The 21,017-nt window shown below is 60.6% G+C and carries 15 protein-coding genes; 9 read left to right on the forward strand and 6 right to left on the reverse strand.

Annotated elements, in window-relative coordinates:
- Window positions 1-270: 270 nt before the first annotated feature.
- The 4 genes from H3028_RS12090 (at window position 271) to H3028_RS12105 (ending at window position 4,573) form a co-directional block, all read left to right on the forward strand.
- Window positions 271-1,233 carry a DUF523 and DUF1722 domain-containing protein gene (locus H3028_RS12090; protein WP_181297256.1) on the forward strand — a complete coding sequence of 321 codons (963 nt, stop codon included), beginning with the start codon at window positions 271-273 and terminating at the stop codon, window positions 1,231-1,233.
- A gap of 2 nt (window positions 1,234-1,235) precedes the next feature.
- On the forward strand, window positions 1,236-2,156 hold the full coding sequence (locus tag H3028_RS12095; RefSeq protein ID WP_181297257.1) for a MerR family transcriptional regulator: 921 nt from the start codon (window positions 1,236-1,238) through the stop codon (window positions 2,154-2,156).
- Between the two features lie 13 nt (window positions 2,157-2,169).
- Window positions 2,170-3,594, forward strand: coding sequence for a deoxyribodipyrimidine photo-lyase (phrB, locus tag H3028_RS12100; protein ID WP_181297258.1), 1,425 nt, complete (start codon window positions 2,170-2,172; stop codon window positions 3,592-3,594).
- Window positions 3,595-3,811: 217 nt separating this feature from the next.
- Complete coding sequence (locus H3028_RS12105; RefSeq protein WP_181297259.1) at window positions 3,812-4,573, forward strand: NAD-dependent deacylase; 762 nt, start codon at window positions 3,812-3,814, stop codon at window positions 4,571-4,573.
- A gap of 12 nt (window positions 4,574-4,585) precedes the next feature.
- On the opposite strand, the gene H3028_RS12110 is transcribed toward H3028_RS12105, so the two are convergent.
- Window positions 4,586-4,912, reverse strand: a complete 327-nt coding sequence (locus H3028_RS12110) for a multidrug efflux SMR transporter (RefSeq protein ID WP_181297260.1) — start codon at window positions 4,910-4,912, stop codon at window positions 4,586-4,588.
- Window positions 4,912-5,547, reverse strand: coding sequence for an FMN-dependent NADH-azoreductase (locus tag H3028_RS12115; protein ID WP_181297261.1), 636 nt, complete (start codon window positions 5,545-5,547; stop codon window positions 4,912-4,914). The genes H3028_RS12110 and H3028_RS12115 overlap by 1 nt, the downstream gene beginning before the upstream one ends.
- Window positions 5,548-5,663: 116 nt before the next feature.
- Here H3028_RS12115 and H3028_RS12120 point away from each other — a divergent pair, with 116 nt between their 5' ends.
- The gene (locus H3028_RS12120) at window positions 5,664-6,548 is read left to right on the forward strand and encodes a LysR substrate-binding domain-containing protein (protein ID WP_181297262.1); all 885 of its coding nucleotides are present in this window, start codon (window positions 5,664-5,666) and stop codon (window positions 6,546-6,548) included.
- A 6-nt stretch (window positions 6,549-6,554) separates the two neighbouring features.
- Here H3028_RS12120 and H3028_RS12125 read toward each other — a convergent pair whose 3' ends face one another.
- Complete coding sequence (locus H3028_RS12125; RefSeq protein ID WP_181297263.1) at window positions 6,555-7,175, reverse strand: glutathione S-transferase; 621 nt, start codon at window positions 7,173-7,175, stop codon at window positions 6,555-6,557.
- Window positions 7,176-7,308: 133 nt separating this feature from the next.
- A complete protein-coding gene (locus tag H3028_RS12130; protein WP_181297264.1) occupies window positions 7,309-9,297 on the reverse strand; it encodes a DEAD/DEAH box helicase in 1,989 nt (662 codons plus the stop codon).
- 202 nt (window positions 9,298-9,499) lie between these two features.
- On the opposite strand from H3028_RS12130, the gene H3028_RS12135 reads away from it, so the two are divergent.
- Window positions 9,500-10,537, forward strand: coding sequence for a UV damage endonuclease UvsE (locus H3028_RS12135; RefSeq protein ID WP_181297265.1), 1,038 nt, complete (start codon window positions 9,500-9,502; stop codon window positions 10,535-10,537).
- 663 nt (window positions 10,538-11,200) lie between these two features.
- Here H3028_RS12135 and H3028_RS12140 read toward each other — a convergent pair.
- Entirely contained in the window at window positions 11,201-12,340 is a 1,140-nt protein-coding gene (locus H3028_RS12140; protein ID WP_181297266.1) for an aminotransferase class V-fold PLP-dependent enzyme, read from the reverse strand.
- Window positions 12,341-12,944: 604 nt separating this feature from the next.
- On the opposite strand from H3028_RS12140, the gene H3028_RS12145 reads away from it, so the two are divergent.
- Together H3028_RS12145 and H3028_RS12150 are read left to right on the forward strand one after the other, a co-directional pair.
- Entirely contained in the window at window positions 12,945-14,687 is a 1,743-nt protein-coding gene (locus H3028_RS12145) for a glycoside hydrolase family 5 protein (protein WP_219920120.1), read from the forward strand.
- Between the two features lie 221 nt (window positions 14,688-14,908).
- Window positions 14,909-15,997, forward strand: a complete 1,089-nt coding sequence (locus H3028_RS12150) for an endonuclease/exonuclease/phosphatase family protein (RefSeq protein WP_181297267.1) — start codon at window positions 14,909-14,911, stop codon at window positions 15,995-15,997.
- A gap of 138 nt (window positions 15,998-16,135) precedes the next feature.
- Here the strand turns inward: H3028_RS12150 and H3028_RS12155 are convergent, their stop codons facing one another.
- The gene (locus H3028_RS12155; protein ID WP_181297268.1) at window positions 16,136-16,594 is read right to left on the reverse strand and encodes an ATPase; all 459 of its coding nucleotides are present in this window, start codon (window positions 16,592-16,594) and stop codon (window positions 16,136-16,138) included.
- A 318-nt stretch (window positions 16,595-16,912) separates the two neighbouring features.
- Here H3028_RS12155 and putA point away from each other — a divergent pair, with 318 nt between their 5' ends.
- Window positions 16,913-20,860, forward strand: coding sequence for a trifunctional transcriptional regulator/proline dehydrogenase/L-glutamate gamma-semialdehyde dehydrogenase (gene putA / locus H3028_RS12160; RefSeq protein ID WP_181297269.1), 3,948 nt, complete (start codon window positions 16,913-16,915; stop codon window positions 20,858-20,860).
- Window positions 20,861-21,017: the final 157 nt, after the last annotated feature.

A 21,017-nucleotide genomic window follows, 5' to 3' on the forward strand; every position in this document is an offset into this window, starting at 1 on the left:
ATGCTTTGATGATAGACCTGTACGCCGACGTGTTTATGTATAGCTTTTTTGGGGATTATTTAGACAGACAACGCAAACCCGCGACTGCGAACACGCGCTCATACGGCCAGGCGCTCGTGCTCTGGCTCGCTTATAGATAGCGTTTTGTAACGATTACTTAAGCCTCACAATACTTCTACAGCGTTATTGACTTGTACAAGAACGAACCTAAGATGGCTACAAAGTTGTACAAAATAACGTTTCTGTACAAGACGCATCGAGGCCAAGCCGATGACCCAGCCCTCCCGTCCCACTATCAAGATCGGTATCAGCGCTTGTCTGCTGGGCAATCCGGTGCGCTTCAACGGCGGGCACAAGGAGTCACGGCTGTGCAGCGAAACCTTGGCTCGTCACTTCGAGTTCGTGCCGATCTGCCCCGAAGTAGCCATTGGCCTGGGTACGCCGCGCGAACCTATCCGGCTGGTTGGCGACCCTGCCAGCCCCCGCGCCGTCGGCACGGCGCATCCGGAGCGGGATATCAGCGATGCGTTAACCGCCTATGGCGAGCAGATCGCAGCCGAGCGAGACGATCTCAGCGGCTACATCCTCATGCAAAAATCCCCCTCTTGCGGCATGGAGCGGGTGAAGGTTTACCAAGCCAACGGCCATCCAATCGATGGCGGTGGTACCGGCTTGTTTGCCCGTGCCCTGATGAAGGCGCGGCCGGATCTGCCCATCGAAGAGGATGGCCGGCTCAACGACCCGGTGTTGCGGGAGAACTTCCTGACCCGGATCTTCGCGTATGCCGAATGGCAGCGCTTGCTGCGCCTAGGCTTGACGCGCAAAGCGCTGGTGGATTTCCACTCGCGCTACAAGTACCAGCTAATGGCGACCGACCCGCAGCAATACAAGGCACTCGGCCAGCGGGTAGCAACGATTGGCAACACCCCGCTGGATGAGTTCGCACCGCCCTACTTCAGCCAGCTAATGGCGGCGCTGAAGAAGACCGCATCACGCGGTAACCACAGCAACGTGCTGCAGCACCTGAGTGGCTATCTCAAGCACGACCTTGGGCGCGAGGACAAACAGGAGCTGCAACACCTGATAACCCAGTACCGCGAAGGAATCGTGCCTCTGGTAGTGCCGCTGACGCTGCTCAAGCACCACTTTCGTCGACATCCGGATCGCTATGTTTCCAACCAGGCCTACCTGCAGCCGCATCCCGAAGACCTCAGCTTGCGCAACGGCATCTGACCATGACTGACGTCTCAGATGACCGCATAGACGACGACCTCGCCGAGGGCTGGGTTCCGATCAGGGAGGTCGCACGCCTGACCGGGATCAACCCGGTAACTCTGCGCGCCTGGGAACGGCGCTACGGCCTGATCATGCCGCGACGCACGCCGAAAGGTCATCGGCTTTATGACGACGGCCATGTGCAGCGCATCCAGAGCATTGTCAGCTGGCTAAACCGCGGCGTTGCGGTGAGCCAGGTCAAGCAGCTGCTGGACAAACGCCAGAGTGCCAGCCTGAGCCAATACAACCCGTGGAGCGGTCTGCATGGAGAAATGCTCCTTGCCATCGGTCAGCTGGCGGAACACCGACTTGATGACAGCTTCAACCGGGCGCTGGCGATCTACCCGCCGCGCACGCTATGCGAGCACCTGCTGCTGCCGCTTTTGGGGAGCCTGGAACAGCGCCGGCGCGACCGTTTCGGCGCGGAGCTCGAGCGCAGTCTGTTCCATTCCTGGCTGCGTACCAAGCTTGGTACGCGCCTTTACCACAGCAATCGCCAGCACAACGGCGCGCCATTGTTACTGGTAAGCCTGAGCGACCAACACTTCGAGCCGGGTCTATGGCTCTGTGCCTGGCTTGTCGCCAACACGGGCTGCCCGGTTGAAATCATTGAGTGGTCCGTGCCCCTTACAGAACTACCCCTGGCCTTGGAAAGGTTCGCACCCCGCGGCCTGTTGTTTTACGCAAGTCAGTCGCTGGATAGCGGCTATTTCCGGCGGCAACTGTCTCGGCTGGTTCCTCCAGCTACCCTGCCACTGTTGCTGGCCGGCCCGGCCGCCAGTATCCATCAGGCCGAGCTTCAAAACGTGCCCAACCTGACGCTGGCCGATGATCCGCTTGCCGTGCTTGAAGCGCTACAGACCAGCCTGCTCCTCGGCTGAAAGGAAACCCGAAATGAATCAACTGCTCTGGCTGCGCAGCGATCTGCGTGTCGCCGACAACACCGCCCTGGTCGCGGCAATGAACGCCGGACCGACTATCGCCCTGTATTTGATCACTCCCGCGCAGTGGCTCGGCCATAACGATGCAGCGTGCAAGGTCGATTTTTGGCTGCGCAACCTGAGCGCGCTTTCGGCACGCCTCGCCGAGCTGAACGTGCCCTTGCTGATCCGCTGTGTAGATCACTGGCAAGCGGTGCCTGCCCTGATCGCCGACCTCTGTCGCCAACACGGCGTGGAGGCCGTGCATATCAACAACGAGTACGGCGTAAACGAGCAACGTCGTGACGATGCGACGGCCGAGGCACTTCGCCAAACCGGGACGACGCTGCGACGCCATCTGGACCAACTGCTTTTTGCGCCGGGCAGCGTTAAGACCCTGGCCGGCGACTGTTTCAAGGTCTTCAGCCAGTTCCGCAAAGTCTGCTACTCACGCCTGAGCCATTCGCTGCCACGCTGCCTACCGGTCCCCGCACCGCAAGCGTGGATGGCTATTCCAAGCGATCCGGTGCCCGAGATTGTGCAGGGTTTCACCCCGCCCAGTGACGCGCTGCGTTCGCACTGGCCCGCCGGCGAACACGCTGCATATGGTCGGCTGGCGTCTTTCGCGGAGCAGGATCTGGCGGACTACCAACAGCGTCGCGACTTTCCCGCCGAGCCTGGCACCAGCCAGATTTCGGCCTATCTGGCGGCCGGTGTCGTATCGCCGCGGCAATGCCTGCACGCCGCCCTGGGAGCGAACCAGGGCGAATTGGACAGCGGCAATCCGGGTGCGGTCACCTGGATCAACGAGCTGCTCTGGCGCGAATTTTTCAAACATATTCTGGTGAGCTATCCGCGCGTCTCAATGGGCCGGGCGTTTCGGCCTGAAACTGAAGCCCTGCCCTGGCGCCACGCGCCCGACGAGCTGGCCGCCTGGCAGCAAGGCCGTACCGGTTTCCCGATGATCGACGCGGCTATGCGCCAGCTGTTGGCCACCGGCTGGATGCATAACCGCCTGCGCATGGTGGTTGCCATGTTTCTGAGCAAGAACCTGCTGATCGATTGGCGCAAAGGCGAGCGCTGGTTCATGCAGCACCTCATCGACGGCGACTTGGCGGCCAACAACGGCGGCTGGCAGTGGAGTGCTTCTACTGGCACCGACTCGGTGCCCTACTTCCGGCTGTTCAATCCGCTCAGCCAGTCGGCCAGGTTCGACCCGGACGGTCGGTTTCTGCGCCACTGGTTGCCGGAGCTGGCGCAGCTGAGCAACCGTGAGGTTCATGACCCGGGCGTTATGGGCGGCCGCCTTGCTGCCGCTTATCCGCAGCCGATCGTGGATCTGGCGATGAGTCGTGAGCGTGCCCTGTCTGCCTTCAGACATTTGGGCGCGCGGCTGTAAATGGGGTCGGTTCCGCCGCGCAAAGCCGCTTCAGCCACTTCAACCGCAAGCACTGCATTAGTCGAATCGAGTTTCAAACGGGGCATCAGCAACCCCGACATTCCAATGCGGAGCCTACCGACGTTTACCGGCTATGTTCGGCGCGACGTTACGCGATGTGTTGATTTGTCCTGAGAGTTCGTAGTCTTGGCATCAGCAACCAATAGGAATCAAGCCGATGATCCCAGCCCCGCTGATCGAAACCTTGCGCAGCGCCCGTAACGTCATGGTGTTCACCGGTGCCGGCGTCTCGGCCGAAAGCGGAATTCCGACTTTTCGCGACTCGCTTACCGGCCTCTGGGAGCGCTTCGACGCCGCCTCCCTGGCCACGCCCGAGGCCTTCCGCGCAGACCCCGCTTTGGTCTGGGGCTGGTATGAATGGCGACGCATGAACGTCTTGCAGGCTCAGCCAAATCCGGCCCATCGAGCCATTGCCGAGCTGGCCCGGCATGTACCCCGCCTCACACTGGTTTCACAGAACGTCGATGATCTGCAAGAGCGTGCCGGCAGCGCTGAGGTCATTCATCTTCATGGCAGCTTGCATCAGCCACGCTGTTTCACGTGCGGGAAAATCCCAGAAGAGCCACTGAGTATGCCCGACGAGCCAGAAGGAGGCCGCCGAGTACAGCCACCTCAGTGCGCAGTCTGCGATGGCCAGTTGCGTCCGGGCGTGGTCTGGTTTGGCGAAAGCCTTCCGCTCGATCAGCTGAACGCTGCATTCGCAGCGGCTGAGCTTTGTGATGTGCTGATATCGGTAGGCACGTCCGGCCTGGTCTACCCTGCGGCAGAAGTGCCAGGGCTGGCCTGGCGCGCCGGCGCGACGGTCGTCCACGTAAATCCCCAGGCGGGAACCAGCCATGGCGAACGAGAATACGCCCTGGCCGGCCCGGCCGGCGAAAAGCTACCTGAGCTCATTCAGCAGGCGTTCGGGAGGTCCTAGCGTTGAAGTTGATCAACCCGACCACGTGCTGTTGAGCCCGGCTATACCCGCCACGATCAGCGCGATCGAGAGAAGTTTCAGTGGCGTCAGCGCCTCTCCTAACAGCAAGGCGCCCAGCAATACGGTGCCAAGCGTGCCAATACCCGTCCAGATTGGATACGCGATGCTGACTGGCAGGTCGCGCAGCGCCAGGGTCAGGAAATAGATGCCCGCGCTCGCAGCTACCACCACCAAAACACTGGGAACTAGCCGAGTGAAACCCTCGGCGTACTTCATCGCCATCGCGAACAGTACCTCGAATCCAGCCGCCAGCAGAAGAAATATCCAGCCGCTGGACATCAGAAATCCACTGCCAGCTGTGCCAGCCGCAGTTGGGCCGCCTGGTATGAATCGTCGAACGCCATCCCGCCGAACTCATCGTTCTCCACCGCAACCACCTCTACATCGGTGATACCGATCAACCCGAGCACATCACGCAGATGGGTATCGGCGTGGTTGAGGCGCGCGTTCACACCCTCCGGGCCGTAGCCGCGGTCTCCCCGTGTGGTAATGATCAGACCGCGTTTGCCAAGGACTCGTGGCTTGTACTGGTTTACTGGGTCCTCGGGAGTGAAGTCGAACGTGCGACCGATACGGACGATCTGGTCGATCCAGGCCTTCACGCCGCTAGGAACACCGAAGTTGTACATGGGGGCAGCAATGACCAGTCGATCCGTGGCAAGCAGCTCACCGACCAATTCATCGCTAAGCGCCAGATCGGCGTGCATCGCCAGGGTGCGCTCGTGTGGCTTGCTAAAGGCGGCTGCTACCCAGCCCTCGGTGACCGGCGGCAGCGTGATACGACCCACCTCCCGGCGCGAAATCTCAACGTCACGCTGCTCGGCCGTCAAGGCTTGAAGAAAATGATCGAGCAAGCGCCGTGAATGCGAGCGTTCCCCGCGTGGGCTGCCCTGTATGCCAAGAATTCTTTTCATCACTTACCTCCCGATGCCGCACCATGCGGCTGACGGAGGCCAAGTTATTGGCCACTGCAAGCGACGACAAATGAGCAATACTCTTGTCGGATGAAATCAACTCACCTGAGGGCATCATGTTCGCGAACCTGCCACTCACTGCATTGCGCACCTTCGAATCCGCCGCGCGGCTGCAAAGCTTCAAGGCGGCGGCCGAAGAGCTCGCCGTCACGCCCACGGCGGTGTCGCATCAGGTCAAGTCGCTCGAAGGATGGCTGGGCGTGCCGCTGTTCCAGCGCATGGCTCGAGGCGTGCGCCTGACCGAGTGCGGCGAGCGGTTGTTCCGCAGCCTGCACGGAGCGTTGCTCGAGGTCGTGCAAACCGTCGATCATCTGCGCCCGCAGCCGAGCATCGGCAGCCTGACCCTGTCCACCACACCGGCCTTCGCGGCGCTCTGGCTGATTCCTCGCCTCGGCCGTTTCTATCAGGTGCATCCCGGCATCAAGGTGCGTGTCGAAACCAGCACCGAGCTGCTCAATCTACATCAGGACGCCAGCATCGATCTGGTGATCCGCTATGGCTACGGCAACCACTCCACCCTGCACAGCCAGTGCTTGCTCGACGAGTGCTTCGGCGTATATGGCGCACCAGGGCTACTCGCCTCCCTCGATCCGACGCGGCTAACGCTGATCACTGTTCGCTGGCGTAACTCGCAGCTTTACGATCGCAGCTGGAAAGCCTGGTGCGAAGCCGCTGGCGAGTCATGGCTGGAAACCACCGAATTGCGCGAATACGACGAGGAGCATTACGCCTTGCAGGCCGCCATCGCCGGGCAAGGCCTGGTGCTGGCGAGCAACGTGCTGGTATCGCAGAGTCTGGCGATGGGACTGCTGCAACCCTACCGCCCCGAGATAACCGTCCCCGGGGCGAACTACACGGCGCTCTGCGTACCCGGCCGTGAGCGGCATCCCCCAGTCAAGGCCTTGTTCGACTGGCTGGACAACGAGTCCACCAGTCGCTGAGGGCTGTCAGGTCAGCGGTGTGATCACCGCGGTCTGATACGCCGGGCGCTGTTGCAGTCGCTCATACCAGCTGCGCAGGTTTGGCAGGTCTGGGCGTTCAATGGGCATCTCAAACCAGGCGTAGGCGAAGCAGCCTAGTGGAATATCGCCCATGCCAAAGGATTCGCCCGACAGATACGGTTGTTCCGCCAAGGCTTGATCAGCGACGGCGAGAAGCTTGCCGCATTGCTCCATCGCTGCATTCACGGCGGCCATGTCGCGTTTTTCGGGGGCGGTACGCACCATGTTCCAGAATACCGGACGGAAGGGCGCTGCCAGAGATGACGTCACCCAATCCATCCACTTGTCCGCCGAGGCGCGCTGGCGCGGTTCAGCACTCCACAGCGTGCCCTCGCCATACTGCGCGGCCAGGTAGCGAACGATGGCGTTGGATTCCCACAGCACAAAGTCGCCGTCTTCGAGGCAAGGCACCAGCCGATTCGGGTTCTTTTCGGCGTATTCAGATTCACCCACTACGCCGAAAGCACCTCCCGCATCGACGCGGGTATAGGGAACACCAAGCTCTTCCAGGCACCAGAGCGCCTTCTTCACGTTGGTCGAATTGATTCGGCCCCATAGCTTCAGCATGCAATCACCCTCTCTTCGGTCGGCGTTCATCGCCAAATCAAACCCTAACCGTAAATCGATGGCAATCGCCAGCTGCCTTGCTTCAGCGTGTCAGGCTGCAGGTTGTTTCTCTGGCATGCGATGGTTCAACCTATCAGAGCGTTTTCCTTTGCGCCGTAAGCAGGCGCGTTGCGCCTTGAGCTTTCTGGGTGAACCAGAGTACCCGACTCACGCCACGAGTGATTGCCACGTAGGCCAAGCGCAGGTTCTCGTCAGCCATGGCCTGGTCATAACTGTTTCGGAAGAAACCCGAATAGGCGTACAGCGCATTGCGCAGCGGATGCTTTTCTGGCGGCAGGCAGTCGTCGATGATGATGGCGACCTCCGCCTGCAACCCCTTGGCCCGGTGAATGGTGTAGGCCTTGACCGGCAGCTTCTTGTCTAGCTCGGCCTGGATAGCGCGTAGTGGTTCGTTGCGCCGGCTGAGCACCAATACGGCGCTACAATCCGCATTCGGCCGGGTTGCGACGTGCTCGCACTGTGCCTTGATCTCTTTGATCAGTTCAGGCAAACGCGCCTTCACATCGAAGCGGGTCACCAGCTTCACGCCGTGATCGCCGGGTTGCGTCGTCTTGCCGGCTTTGCTGACGTTTGCCTGCTTGAACTCGACGCCAGCCAATACCGCCTCGCCATCGCGAATGATCGGCTCGATGGATCGATAGTTGGTTTCCAACAGCAGCACCCTGCTCTTCTTCGACGCGCCTCTACTTGGGAAGTACTTGTCGAAATCCATGAACAACTCCGGCGAACTGCCACGCCAGCCATAGATCGACTGCCAATCGTCGCCAATGGCCATCAGACTCACGGCCTCGCCCTGGCTGGCCAGCGATCGATGCAGCGCCTGTAGCCATTGCACGATCTGCGGCGAGATGTCCTGGAACTCGTCGATCAACAGATGACTGAACGGTGCCAGGGCGTCCATGGAAACACTTCCGCTGCCCGACGCCAGTCGCTGTGTGAGTTGCTGGAAGGCACCGTTGAACGTCATCAACCCCTGTGCCTGCAGCGTGGTCTGGAAATGCTTCCAAAACAGGACCAGCGCCTCGATGAACCATCGTTCGCGCTCCGAGCAGGTCATCCGGCTGGTCTGCATTTGCTCGATGCGAATGCCGATGCTTTCGATGAAGCCCGCCTGTGCGTAGAACACTTCGAACAGCGGAGCCGGAGCGAACTCTCCTACCAGCTTGAACATATCCAGCGGCGCCTTTGGCAGGGTGCGTTTAGCGTTTTCGGTGACAGGCTGTGGCAGATCCAGCAGCTTGTGAACCAGCGTGCGGAAGCCATCCTCTTCGGCGTAACAACGCTGGTACGCCTGCTTCAGCAGCCGCTGCTGTGCCGGGCGCAGGCGCGAGGACGTCAGCGGATTGTCCAGCTCAGTCGGCGAGGCGCCCTTATCGTCCAGCTGTTCGAACCAGACCGGTTTTCCCAACACATCCCTGGCCAGCTCGGCCATAGACGAGTGGAAGGTGCGCACGCATCGGCGAACCGTGGCCGGGTCGAACTCGACATTCCAGAAACCCAGCACCCTGATCAGCTGCTCGCGCAGTTGCGCGCAGGACGCGTTGGTGAATGAGATCACCGTAAGCCGCTCCGGCGGGATCTCCAGGTGACACAGCATGAACACCACCCGAAGTACCAGTGTGGTGGATTTGCCTGAACCGGCGCCCGCGAAAATCCGCGTCACTGGGCTGTCGCTGAGGATCATTGCCCATTGTTCTTCGGATGGCGCGCAGATCACACCGGCGTCGACCGCACGACCGACGCGCAGACGCATGGCCTGAATCTGCTGATCCTCGACGGAAAGTTTTGCCGGGCCATAGATGCCTTCGCCACCGGGCTTGCGCGGTTTGGCTCGTGGCTTGGCGGGCTGCGTGGGCTTGGCGGAGAACTCGGTTTTCTTGACGTTGCGGCCGAGCTTGGGGGATGACTGGGAGGCGCGCTTGCCGGCCTGCTTGGGAACAGCACCGGGCCAGGGCCGCAGCACCAAGTTATCTTCCGATTGCAAATAGGCCGAGGTGCGTGGAAAACAACGCGCCAGCGCACCCGAGACGAGCAGCTTGTAGCGCTTGACGGCAGACAACATGAAATCAACCAGAGCATGAACAGATGGTTGATATGGTAAGGGTTTTTCGCGATGGGCTGGCGTCTGACCGCGCAGTGGTCGCCCTGCGTTAGACCACGACGTTCGTCACCTGCATGGCACCCTACGGGCGAGCTGACGACTAAACAGAACAGTCGTCCGCGACGCTTGCCGCATTCCATTGCGCAACACGCCACAGGTTCCCATGTACAGAATCGGTTTCGCCTGCATGTATCGGCATCCCGGCCATAGCGAATCGCTGAAGGAGCTGGAGGCCATCGAACGCGCATTCAATCCGCGCTCAACCACGCTGCGCTGGCTCAACAGCGTGTCCCAGGACATCGCTCGTGAAAAGCTCAGCGGCATCATCGAACACAACCTGGCCGCGCAGCTGCGCCTGCTGGACTACGTTGGCAGCTTGCCAGCGCCATTGCGCATGCTCCGGCTGAGCAGCGATCTGCTGCCGTTCTACAGCCACCCCGAGGCCGCCGAGTTTTACCAGCAGTCCGAGGTCAGAGCGACCCTGGAGGCCGGATTCGCCAGAATAGGCGAGTGCGCAAGAGCGCAGGCCATTCGCTTGTCGCTGCATCCGGGCCAGTACTGCGTGCTGGCGTCGGATAAGCCGCAGGTGGTGGAAAACAGCCTGGCGGAATTCGAGTACCACGCCGACATGATCCGCATGATGGGCTTCGGCCGGCAGTTCCAGGACTTCAAATGCAACGTGCATATCGCTGGCCGTCTGGGCGTCGATGGCATCCGTGCTGTCTGGCCGCGCCTGTCGCAGGAGGCGCGCCACTGCATCACCTTCGAGAACGAAGAAAAAACGTATGGCGTCGATGACTGCCTGCAGCTGGCCGATCTGGCACCCGTTGTGCTGGATATCCATCATTGTTGGATCAACGAGGAGCGCTATATCGACCCGCATGACGCACGCGTGGCGCAGATCATCGACAGCTGGCGTGGCGTGAGGCCGACCATGCATTACTCGCAGCCACCGGAAAGCTTGATCGCCGAGGGGTTTTCAGCAGAAGAGAAACTCGATATGCACGCCCTGCTACAGCGTGTAAGCAAGCGCGACCTCTACAGCCACAGCAAGCGCATGTGGAATCGCTGGACGAACCTTTACGCCCGTGAGTTTCTGGATCGCTTCGACATCATGTTCGAGGCCAAGGACAAGAACCTGGCCGCGCTGGAGTACTTCGCCGATTACCTGGCGGACGAGGAGGCTTCGAATCTGCGGTAACGCCAGGTCAACGACACAGATGCCGGCGCGTCTGAACTCGCTGGCACGGTATGGCGACAGCGCGAAGGCAATGGGAAGGTTGATACAGGACGAGTTGTTGCTGGTATGCGCAGTAGTGTTTGTCACCGCTCGCCAAACGCAGGCTAGACGACTCGGTACACACTATAGGGCTGCGGATGGCACCCTGCGCAAGCCCCGTGACGGTTTGCGCAGGGTAGCGAGGGTTAGGAATTCCTTACTTGAATCTCATGCTCCCGCCGCTTGGCCAACGCATCGGCGGCCACGAGCGCCAACAGTGGTAGCACACCGACCTTGAGTGCTAGGTCCCAGGATCCAAGGAAACCAATAAGTACCGCTCCTACAACGACGATTATGGCTATGCAATGTGCACAGAAGCGCCACAATTCGAGTGCAACGACCTGAGCATTCTGGTTGTTGATCATACTGAGCCCCTCTCTTGTTGTAGTCGCCTTGTATAGGTTCAGCGTAGCTATCCTGAGCACATGCGCAAACACAATTTTGTTTCATTAATGTGTCTAGGACGCAGGTTACAGCGATTTTTCACAATGGTTCGATTGAAGCCAAACGGCTCGATACGCGGAGCCGATATGCCTGTTGCCACCCTCCCCTGGCAACAAGCGGGTACTCAGTATCAACGGCGAGCTAGCGGCTGCCCGCGAGTATCTCGCCCAATGCCTGTTCCAGGATGTTCACGGTACGGTCGAGGTTTCTCAACTTCTCCAATCCGAATAAACCGATGCGGAAGGTCTGGAAATCGCTCGGCTCGTCACATTGCAAGGGTACGCCGGCCGCGATCTGCAGCCCTTTGGCGGCGAACTTGCTACCGCTCCTGATTTCACTGTCGGTCGTGTAACACACCACTACGCCTGGCGCCTCGAAGCCATCGGCCGCGACACTGCTGAACCCCTTCTCGGCCAATAGCGTCCGCACCCGATGGCCCAATTCAAGCTGCTGGGTACGAAGGGTCTCGAAGCCGTAATCCTTGGTTTCCGACATGACATCGCGGAAACGCGCCAGGGCATCGGTCGGCATGGTCGCGTGATAGGCGTGTCCACCCTGTTCGTAGGCCTGCATGATCTGCAGCCATTTCTTCAAATCACAGGAGAAGCTGCTGCTCTGGGTCGCCTCAATGCGAGACCGGGCAGCCTTGCTGAGCATTACCAGCGCACAGCAAGGCGATGCGCTCCAGCCTTTTTGCGGCGCGCTGATCAGTACATCGACCCCGCTTGCCTGCATGTCCACCCAGAGGGCGCCGGAGGCGATGCAATCCAAAACGAACAAACCACCAACCGCATGCACGGCGTCGCCCACGGCACGTAGATAGTCGTCAGGCAGGATCATCCCGGACGAGGTTTCCACATGGGGCGCGAACACCAGGTCCGGCTTCTGCGCAGCAATGGTTGCGACTACTTCGTCTATCGGCGCAGGTATATACGCCGCCTGGGACGCCTGGCTTTGCGGTCGCGCCTTGAGCACCGTGGATCGCTCTGGAATCGCGCCCATCTCAAATATCTGGCTCCAGCGATAACTGAACCAGCCGTTGCGAATCACCAGACATCTGCGCCCATGTGCCAGCTGGCGCGCTACCGCTTCCATACCGAAGGTGCCACTGCCCGGCACTACTGCCACCGCATCGGCGTTGTAGACGGATCTGAGCGTAGTGGAAATGTCGTTCATCACGATCTGGAACGACCGAGACATGTGATTTAGAGATCGGTCCGTGAATACAACCGAGTATTCAATCAGCCCATCGGGATCGACGTGAGGGTAAAGGTCCGACATGGAATAGCTCCGCAGCAAGAGACCCAACATCGACCCTGCCCGAAGCCCGAACGCTTTACAAGCGCTACCAACCCCCGCCGCGGCATCTCCATGCTGTGTGAAAACGTGGGACGTGACCATCCAGGCCAACTCGCCAACCACCCAGGGCGGCCTGAAGCGCCATAACGCATACGCACTTATAGAAGTTCAATAAGCAGCTTACCGCCTGTCGGATTCATACCAAATAGTCACAGGCGATTGGTCAGCCTTTAGTTCAAAAAAATGGCGCCAAAGATATTTACAACCTAGCGATTCAGGGCTTTGAAACGGGCTCTACTTTATTAGCGCTGTAGCCATCTAATATCAAAATAATATCAATCGATTCTTTTGACGATTTATTGGCGACATTAATAAAGCGGTCACGGTTTTAATCATAAATAAAACGAATTATAAAAGCGCAACCGAAACGGCAGGCCGGCCTGGCCGTCTCTCCGTTTTGCCTAGTGGTTCGTTCTGTTTGTGGGTTCCGCCTGCTTCGGCAGCGCCATTTATTGATCGATTTCCTGTCGCTTCGCTTCAGCGAGACGCCTTATTCACGTTTCGTTGATCCAGTCACGGTGAGCTCATGCCTATTACAGCCTTTCCGAGCGCCAGCAAAGGCCTCATTTCCGTCATTGCCTTAACCGCCCTGTTGGGCTTTCTTCCTGGCGTCAGCAATGTTCATGCTGCAACCACTGGCAGCACGAGCGCCGCGGGAATTTCCTATTCAGCGCTGATCAACAAGTTCACCAACAGCTACTGGCTGAATGGCTCCTGGCGCGCATCAGCTGGGGTTTCGGTCGCTGCCACTCAGCAAAACATCGCGGCGTTTCGTGTCGGTACCTCCGTGCGAACCGCTGACGGCCAGATCCGCACCATCACATCGATCAAACCTGCAAGCGGCGCGCTGACCGTCTTCATGAATGGTCCAGCCTTGGACGGGAACGTTATCGGTTATCCGAACCGCCTGAGCGTAAGTAACGCCACCAGCTCGACTCCGGTCGCCACCAAGCCGGATAGCGCGCCTGTCGCTGCATCAAGCTACGCCGCGCTGATCAACAAGTTCACCAACGCTTACTGGCTCAACGGGTCCTGGCGCGCATCAGCAGGCGTTTCGATCGCTGCCACCGCCCAGAACAAGGCGGCGTTCGTTGCGGGTGCATCGGTACGCACGGCGGATGGTCAAGTACGTACCATTACTTCGGTAAAGCCTGCCAGCGGCGCGCTGACTGTGTTCATGGATGGTCCCGTGCTTGACGGCAACGTCATCGGCTATCCGAACAAGCTAAGCCTGGTCCCGTCCCCGACCCTCTTGCCGGCTGCCCCTTCGGCGCCGCTGGCAGAGGTAACACTGCCAGCGCGCGAGCCCGTACAACTCGTCGGCGTCGCTCTGTCCGGTGCCGCATTCGGGCCCTCGGTTCTACCGGGCAAGCATGGCACCAACTACATCTATCCGGCCGAGTCGTATTACAAAAAGTACGCCGAACAGGGTCTGAAACTGGTCCGCCTGCCATTTCTCTGGGAGCGCATCCAGCCGCAACTGGACACCGAGCTCGACGCTGCGCAGTTGGCGCTGCTCACGCAATCGCTCGACTTCGCACAGAAGCACGGCGTAAAGGTCGTGCTGGACATGCACAACTACTACCGTTACTACCGCGAGCCGATCGGCTCGGAAAGCGTACCGATCAAGTCGTTCGCCAACGCCTGGAAACGTATCGCGCTGAAAATAGGCGATCACCCGGCGCTCAGCGGTTATGGCCTGATGAACGAGCCGAACACCAAGGGGCTCTGGCCTGAAGCCGCACTGGCAGCAGCCAAGGAGATCCGCAAGGTCGACCGGACTAACTGGATCTATGTCGCCGGGGATCGTTTCTCCAGCGCCTGGCACTGGCCGCAGTCCAACACTCAGCTCATCGCCGACCCATGGATGCGCGACCCTGAGAACAAGCTGATCTTCGAGGCCCACATGTACCTCGACCGCGATACATCGGGCATGTACGTCGACAAGACCGAGACCTTCGCTCCAGACCTGGGGATCATTCGCGCCAAGCCATTCGTAGATTGGCTGCGGACCAATAATCTGCGCGGCTTCATTGGCGAGATGGGCGTTCCGAACTATGCCCCCGATGCGATCGTCGCGATGGATAACCTGCTTGGCTATCTGCGCGAGAACTGTGTGCCTCTCACTTACTGGGCCGGGGGCCCATGGTGGGGCAACTACATCCTCGCCTTGGACGTATCGGGCGGCGCGGAGCAACCCCAGCTACCGGTCCTGCGAAAGCACGCTGCCACACCGAACAGCTGCGTAGCGATTGGCGAGCCGCTGTAATACGGTTGAAAACAACGGAATCGAAGGCCTGTCACGTTCTGCGTGGCAGGCCTTTTTTCTCCATTTCTCGCCTACGCTCTAGTAAAGGCGTGGTTCTTGACGGCGCTGTAGTACAACGCAAGCGGAACCAATCACCAGATCAATAGGACGAATCCCTGTGCCTGTGCTCAGGTACCTGAATGGATTGACATGACGTCGAGCCGATAGCGCCGAGGATCGGAATGACCGAAGGGATCTTGTTGGCAGCGACCGGCCTGCTGCTGGTGCTGACCTTCTTGCCGCTCTGGAAGAACCCAGCCTGGTGGGTGCGAGGGCTGGACTTTCCCCGTCTGCAGCTGTGCGTACTGGCCTTCGCACTGCTGCTGGCCCAGGCGTTGCTGCTGCCCTACTCCGAGCCGCTGCAGATCATGATCTCCGTTCTGGTTGTCGGCTGCCTCGCCTATCAAGCCTGGTGGATCATTCCGTATACCCGGTTATGGCGCCCTGAGGTGAAAACCGCCGACACGAGCCGCGACAGGCCGCGTATTCGCGTCATGGCGGCCAACGTCCTTACACCGAACCGTCAGGCTGACAAGCTCAAGGCACTGGTACGCAAGCATCGGCCCGATGTACTGGTGACGCTCGAAACCGATCACTGGTGGGAAGCGCAGCTCGAGGAGCTTGCCGAAGAGTATCCCCACTCCATGCGCTGTCCGCTGGACAACCTCTACGGTATGCACGTCTGGTCACGGTTGCCCCTGGAGAATGCAGAAACCTGTTTTCTGGTCGAAGACGACGTGCCCTCCATGCACGCCAAGGTGCGACTGAACGAGCAAGTAGCGATCCGCATGCACTTCCTTCATCCCGCCCCGCCCAGCCCCACGGAGAATGATGAATCCACCGAGCGCGATATCGAATTGCTGGTGGTGGCGAAAAGCGTACAGGACGACGAGCGAGACACACCGATCATCGTCACCGGAGACCTCAATGATGTGGCCTGGTCAGCCAATACACGGCTGTTCCGCAAGATCAGCGGGCTACTCGACCCTCGGATCGGGCGTTACATGGTCAACAGTTTTCATGCCCAGCACTGGTTTCTGCGCTGGCCGCTGGACCACCTGTTTCATAGCCATCACTTCCAGCTGATCCGCATCCAGCGTTTGCCACAGTTCGGCTCCGACCATTTTCCGGTACTGGTCGAGCTGCAATACGACCCTGCCTCCGAGCAGCAAAGTCTGCGGGGCGACGCGGCCGACGAACTCGAAGCAGACGAAAAGATCAGCGAGAAGGATGTCAGCGAGTCGGATGTGCCGGAGCCAGAGAAGCGCTGAGATCAGGTCCCGCTAGCCGTCACGCTGTCAACCGGCTTCGATTCGCAGCCTGTGCGGGCCGCCGTTCGAGCTTGCCGGTTGCCCCTCGGTCCGGCAGCAAGCAGTGCGATCCGTGGCGGCCGAAACCCTTGCTCAGTTTCAGACCTCGTTGACCCGGTTGAACTGCGTCGCCAGACGCATCGTTTCATGAGACTCAAGCGCCAGCAGATCGTTGGCAAGGTCGCGCGCGCCATCGATTTCGGCCCGACGCGCCAGTGAGCGGTACAGGTCCATGACCTGATTGTGGATCGTGAAGAGTTCGTAGGATATCTGCTCGACGCTCATGGCCGCATACGGCATGGCACAGGGCTGGCTGCGTATAACCGGATTGCGCGCCACGTAGTCGTAAATCCAGGTATGCAGGGCCTTCGGGTCGGCGTGACGCTCGACGCGTTCGATGGTATTGGCCAGTGCCTTTTCGTGATCGGCGAGATAGGCCAGCAACCATTGTGCCCGCTGTTCTTCGTGTTGCGGCGCGCTCCGGCGCAGGCATCTGGACAATTCCCGGTGGGTATCACGGGTCCAGTCGATGAGGTCTTCGAATCGCTCGATCTTCATATTCTCTTCCCTCCACGCCTTTCGATGGGAACGGAGCCGCTGGCTGACGAGTCATCCGCAGGCACCCGCAGCCGCAACCATCTCCCCCGGGCTCTCAACGGGTCGTTTTTTACGGGTCATGATTGAAGACTAGTCATGAGTCACTGAATTGGCTCAGAACCGGCACCGGCCTGTGCCAGATTTCGCCGTCGGTCCCGCCAATTGGCGCACGACAAAGGTCTACGCTGAACACAAACAGCTCGATGAGCTGACCGATGCTGCGTTCGGAGTGCGCCCGTCGCAGCGACACACCGCCATCGCATGACAGAGGGCAGGCATATGGAGACCACCACGCTCGGCATCAAGCTCGACGAGGCAACCGGTGATCGACTCGAGGCGGCAGCCCGGCAGGTCGGCCGTACGCCACAGGAGCTGATAGAACAGGCGCTGCTCCGGTACCTCGAACATCTGGAAAACGGTGCAGAACCCCTCGGTGCTACGCCCCGGGAGCGCGCCACCAAGCAACCGGCGGTCGCTGTCGGGCACGGCCGTCAACCGTTCCTCGAGTTCGCCGAGAGCATCCTGCCGCAGCCTGTGCTGCGCGCCGCCATAACGGCAGCCTACCGCCGACCTGAGCCCGAGGCGTTGTCGATGCTGCTGGAACAGGCACGCCTGTCGCCAGAAAAAGCCAGCGCCACACACCAGCTGGCCCTGCGTATCGCCGAGAAGTTGCGCAATCAGAAAAGCGCCGGTGGGCGTCAGGGCCTGGTGCAAGGATTGCTGCAGGAGTTCTCGCTGTCGTCCCAGGAAGGCGTGGCGTTGATGTGCCTCGCTGAAGCCCTGCTACGCGTGCCCGACAAGGGCACCCGCGATGCGCTGATTCGCGACAAGATCAGCACCGGCAACTGGCAGCCTCACTTGGGCAACAGCCAGTCAGTATTCGTCAATGCAGCGACCTGGGGGCTGATGCTCACCGGCAGACTGGTGGCCACGCATAACGAATCCAGTCTTTCGTCCTCGCTCAACCGTTTGATTGGCAAAGGCGGCGAGCCGCTGATCCGCAAGGGCGTGGACATGGCGATGCGGCTGATGGGCGAGCAGTTCGTGACCGGCGAAACCATCAACGAAGCCCTCGCCAACGCCCAAACCATGGAAGCCAAGGGTTTTCGCTATTCCTACGACATGCTCGGCGAGGCGGCCCTGACCGCCGGTGATGCACGGCGCTATCTGGCGTCGTACGAACAGGCGATCCACTCCATCGGCATGGCCTCGCGCGGGCGAGGCATCTATGAAGGACCGGGCATCTCGATCAAGCTATCGGCGCTGCATCCCCGCTACAGCCGTGCGCAGTATGACCGCGTTATGGACGAGCTCTACCCGACCTTGCTGTCGCTGACGCAATTGGCGCAGCGCTACGACATCGGCATCAATATCGATGCGGAAGAAGCGGACCGCCTCGAGCTGTCGCTGGATCTACTCGAACGGCTCTGCTTCGAATCCTCATTGAGCGACTGGAATGGCATCGGCTTCGTCATCCAGGCCTATCAGAAGCGCTGCCCGTACGTGGTGGATTATCTGATCGATCTAGCTAAACGCAGCCGGCATCGGCTGATGATTCGCCTGGTCAAGGGCGCCTACTGGGACAGCGAAATAAAGCTGGCGCAGATCAACGGGTTGGAGGGCTACCCGGTCTATACCCGCAAGGCCTACACCGATGTGTCCTTCATTGCTTGTGCACGCAAGCTGCTTGCGGCACCGGAGGCGATCTATCCACAATTCGCCACTCACAACGCCCACACCCTGGCCGCCGTGTACCACCTCGCCGGACAGAACTATTACCCCGGCCAGTATGAATTCCAGTGCCTGCACGGCATGGGCGAGCCGCTCTACGAGCAGGTCGTCGGCAAGGGCAGCGAGCGGCTGAACCGGCCGTGCCGTATCTACGCACCGGTCGGCAGCCACGAGACGTTGCTGGCCTATCTGGTGCGCAGACTGCTTGAAAACGGCGCCAACACCTCATTCGTCAACCGCATCGCCGATAAAAGTATTTCGCTGGAAGAGCTAGTGGCCGACCCGGTGCTAACGGTGGAGCAGATGCTCGCCGCGGAAGGCGCGCTCGGGCTGCCTCACCCGCGGATCCCGCTGCCCAGAAATCTTTACGGGGACACACGCCTCAATTCGTGCGGCCTCGACCTTTCTAACGAACAGCGCCTGGCCTCGCTCTCCTCCGCCCTGCTCGCCAGTACACATCAGCGCCATATCGCGGCTGCGCTGCTCGGCTGCGAGAACGCCTCGATAACACCGGCCGAACCCTTACTCAACCCGGCGGACCATCGAGACGTGGTCGGGCTGGTGCAGGAAGCCAGCGAAGACGATGTCGACAACGCGCTGCGCTGCGCGCAGGACAACGCCAGCCTCTGGCGGTCCACTCCACCTGTCGAGCGCGCGGCGGCGCTCGACAGGGCGGCGGAGCTGATGGAACAACGCATGCAGCAATTGATGGGCGTACTCATCCGTGAAGCGGGCAAGTCATACGTCAACGCCATCGCTGAGGTTCGCGAAGCGGTGGATTTCTTGCGCTTCTATGGCACCGAGGTGCGCAGCAATTTCGACAACGACACCCATCACCCACTCGGCCCGGTGGTCTGTATCAGCCCTTGGAATTTCCCCCTGGCGATCTTCACCGGGCAGGTCTGCGCCGCGCTGGGCGCCGGCAATACGGTATTGGCCAAACCGGCAGAGCAGACGCCGTTGATCGCCACGTTGGGCGTGCAGATCCTGCATGAGGCCGGCGTTCCCAAGGGCGCCCTGCAGCTTCTGCCCGGGCGCGGCGAAACCGTCGGTGCACGGCTGGTGGCCGATGAGCGTGTCCGCGGCGTCATGTTCACCGGTTCCACTGCAGTTGCCTCGATTCTGCAACGCAGCATTGCCGGGCGGTTGGATGAGCGCGGTCGGAGCATTCCGCTGATCGCCGAAACAGGCGGGCAAAACGCGATGATCGTCGATTCCTCGGCTCTGACCGAACAGGTCGTGATGGACGTGATGGCCTCAGCCTTCGACAGCGCCGGTCAACGCTGCTCGGCGCTGCGCGTGCTCTGCGTCCAGGAAGACGTCGCCGAGCGGGTCATCGGCATGCTCAAGGGTGCCATGGCCGAGACGCGCATGGGCAATCCGCAGCGGCTTGCGGTGGATGTCGGCCCGGTTATAGACGCTGAAGCGCGAGACAACATCGAGCGTCACCTCCAGGCGATGCGCGATAAAGGCCGCCGGGTGCATCAGATGGCCCGCATCGACGAGCAGGAATGTGCCCTCGGCACCTACGTCACCCCAACGCTGATCGAGCTGGAGCGTCTCGATGAGCTACAGCAGGAAATATTCGGGCCGGTGCTGCATGTGTTGCGCTATCGCCGTGCCGAGCTGGACCAACTGCTGGAGCAGATCAACGCCGCCGGTTACGGATTGACCCTGGGCGTACACACCCGCATTGACGAAACCATTGCCAAGGTCATTGACTGCGCCAAGGTTGGCAATCTCTATGTCAATCGCAACATCGTCGGTGCGGTGGTGGGCGTGCAGCCGTTCGGCGGCGAAGGGCTGTCCGGCACCGGGCCCAAAGCCGGCGGCCCGTTGTATCTGTATCGCCTGCTATCGGAGCGGCCACACGACGCACTGCTGCGCGCGTTGGACTTCGGCGGCACGCAGACATTGCCCGAGGTGCAGCAATCCTCTGTGCAGACCGATGCCGCCCGGCAGTTCAGACAATGGGCGCAGGATAACGGCCGAAGCGAGCTGGCGGCGCTTTGCGACCGCTACGCCGAGCAATCCCAGAGCGGCACAACGCGATTGCTCGATGGCCCCACCGGCGAGCGCAACAGCTATAGCCTGCTGCCTCGCGAGTACGTGCTGTGTCTGGCCGAGAACGCGGAGGATCTGCTGATACAGATCGCCGCAGTATTGGCTGTGGGTAGTGAAGCGGTTACGCCAGATGCCCCGCCCGGCAAGGACGTGATCACCCAGCTGCCGCAAGCGGCACGAGCTCGAATCGCCCGCGTTGCGGATTGGACCAGCGATGCAGTGCGCTTCGATGCGGTGCTTCACCACGGCAATCCCGATCAGCTGCTTGATGTCAGCCAGAGCCTCTCGCGTCGCAGCGGTCCCATCGTTGGCGTGCAAGGCCTGGCTCCAGGCGAAACCGACATCCCACTGGAGCGTCTGCTGATCGAGCGTGCGCTGAGCATCAACACTGCCGCGGCTGGCGGCAATGCGAGCCTGATGACCATTGGCTGATTGTCACGACCCGACCGCCTGGCCAAGGGCGGCGGCCAGTGCAGGCGCGGACCGTTGGGACATAGACCGACCTCAGGTAGCAAGTCGTGAACGCAGCACAACTGCCGCTGACGCGCCGGCTGCCCTGCTACAGGTCCGCTGAAGGCCAAATCCGACG

It is taken from the genome of Pseudomonas sp. Q2-TVG4-2 (assembly GCF_013620795.1).
In the GTDB taxonomy this organism is placed as follows: Bacteria; Pseudomonadota; Gammaproteobacteria; order Pseudomonadales; family Pseudomonadaceae; genus Stutzerimonas.

What these genes read in the sequence shown, in the direction of transcription:
- H3028_RS12135 (WP_181297265.1), top strand. Translation starts at nt 9,500, where the DNA reads ATGTACAGAATCGGTTTCGCCTGCATGTATCGGCATCCCGGCCATAGC.
- H3028_RS12115 (WP_181297261.1), bottom strand. Translation starts at nt 5,547, where the DNA reads ATGAAAAGAATTCTTGGCATACAGGGCAGCCCACGCGGGGAACGCTCG.
- H3028_RS12140 (WP_181297266.1), bottom strand. Translation starts at nt 12,340, where the DNA reads ATGTCGGACCTTTACCCTCACGTCGATCCCGATGGGCTGATTGAATAC.
- H3028_RS12155 (WP_181297268.1), bottom strand. Translation starts at nt 16,594, where the DNA reads ATGAAGATCGAGCGATTCGAAGACCTCATCGACTGGACCCGTGATACC.
- H3028_RS12130 (WP_181297264.1), bottom strand. Translation starts at nt 9,297, where the DNA reads ATGTTGTCTGCCGTCAAGCGCTACAAGCTGCTCGTCTCGGGTGCGCTG.
- H3028_RS12145 (WP_219920120.1), top strand. Translation starts at nt 12,945, where the DNA reads ATGCCTATTACAGCCTTTCCGAGCGCCAGCAAAGGCCTCATTTCCGTC.
- H3028_RS12125 (WP_181297263.1), bottom strand. Translation starts at nt 7,175, where the DNA reads ATGCTGAAGCTATGGGGCCGAATCAATTCGACCAACGTGAAGAAGGCG.
- H3028_RS12120 (WP_181297262.1), top strand. Translation starts at nt 5,664, where the DNA reads ATGTTCGCGAACCTGCCACTCACTGCATTGCGCACCTTCGAATCCGCC.
- H3028_RS12150 (WP_181297267.1), top strand. Translation starts at nt 14,909, where the DNA reads ATGACCGAAGGGATCTTGTTGGCAGCGACCGGCCTGCTGCTGGTGCTG.
- phrB (WP_181297258.1), top strand. Translation starts at nt 2,170, where the DNA reads ATGAATCAACTGCTCTGGCTGCGCAGCGATCTGCGTGTCGCCGACAAC.
- H3028_RS12090 (WP_181297256.1), top strand. Translation starts at nt 271, where the DNA reads ATGACCCAGCCCTCCCGTCCCACTATCAAGATCGGTATCAGCGCTTGT.
- H3028_RS12095 (WP_181297257.1), top strand. Translation starts at nt 1,236, where the DNA reads ATGACTGACGTCTCAGATGACCGCATAGACGACGACCTCGCCGAGGGC.
- H3028_RS12110 (WP_181297260.1), bottom strand. Translation starts at nt 4,912, where the DNA reads ATGTCCAGCGGCTGGATATTTCTTCTGCTGGCGGCTGGATTCGAGGTA.
- H3028_RS12105 (WP_181297259.1), top strand. Translation starts at nt 3,812, where the DNA reads ATGATCCCAGCCCCGCTGATCGAAACCTTGCGCAGCGCCCGTAACGTC.
- putA (WP_181297269.1), top strand. Translation starts at nt 16,913, where the DNA reads ATGGAGACCACCACGCTCGGCATCAAGCTCGACGAGGCAACCGGTGAT.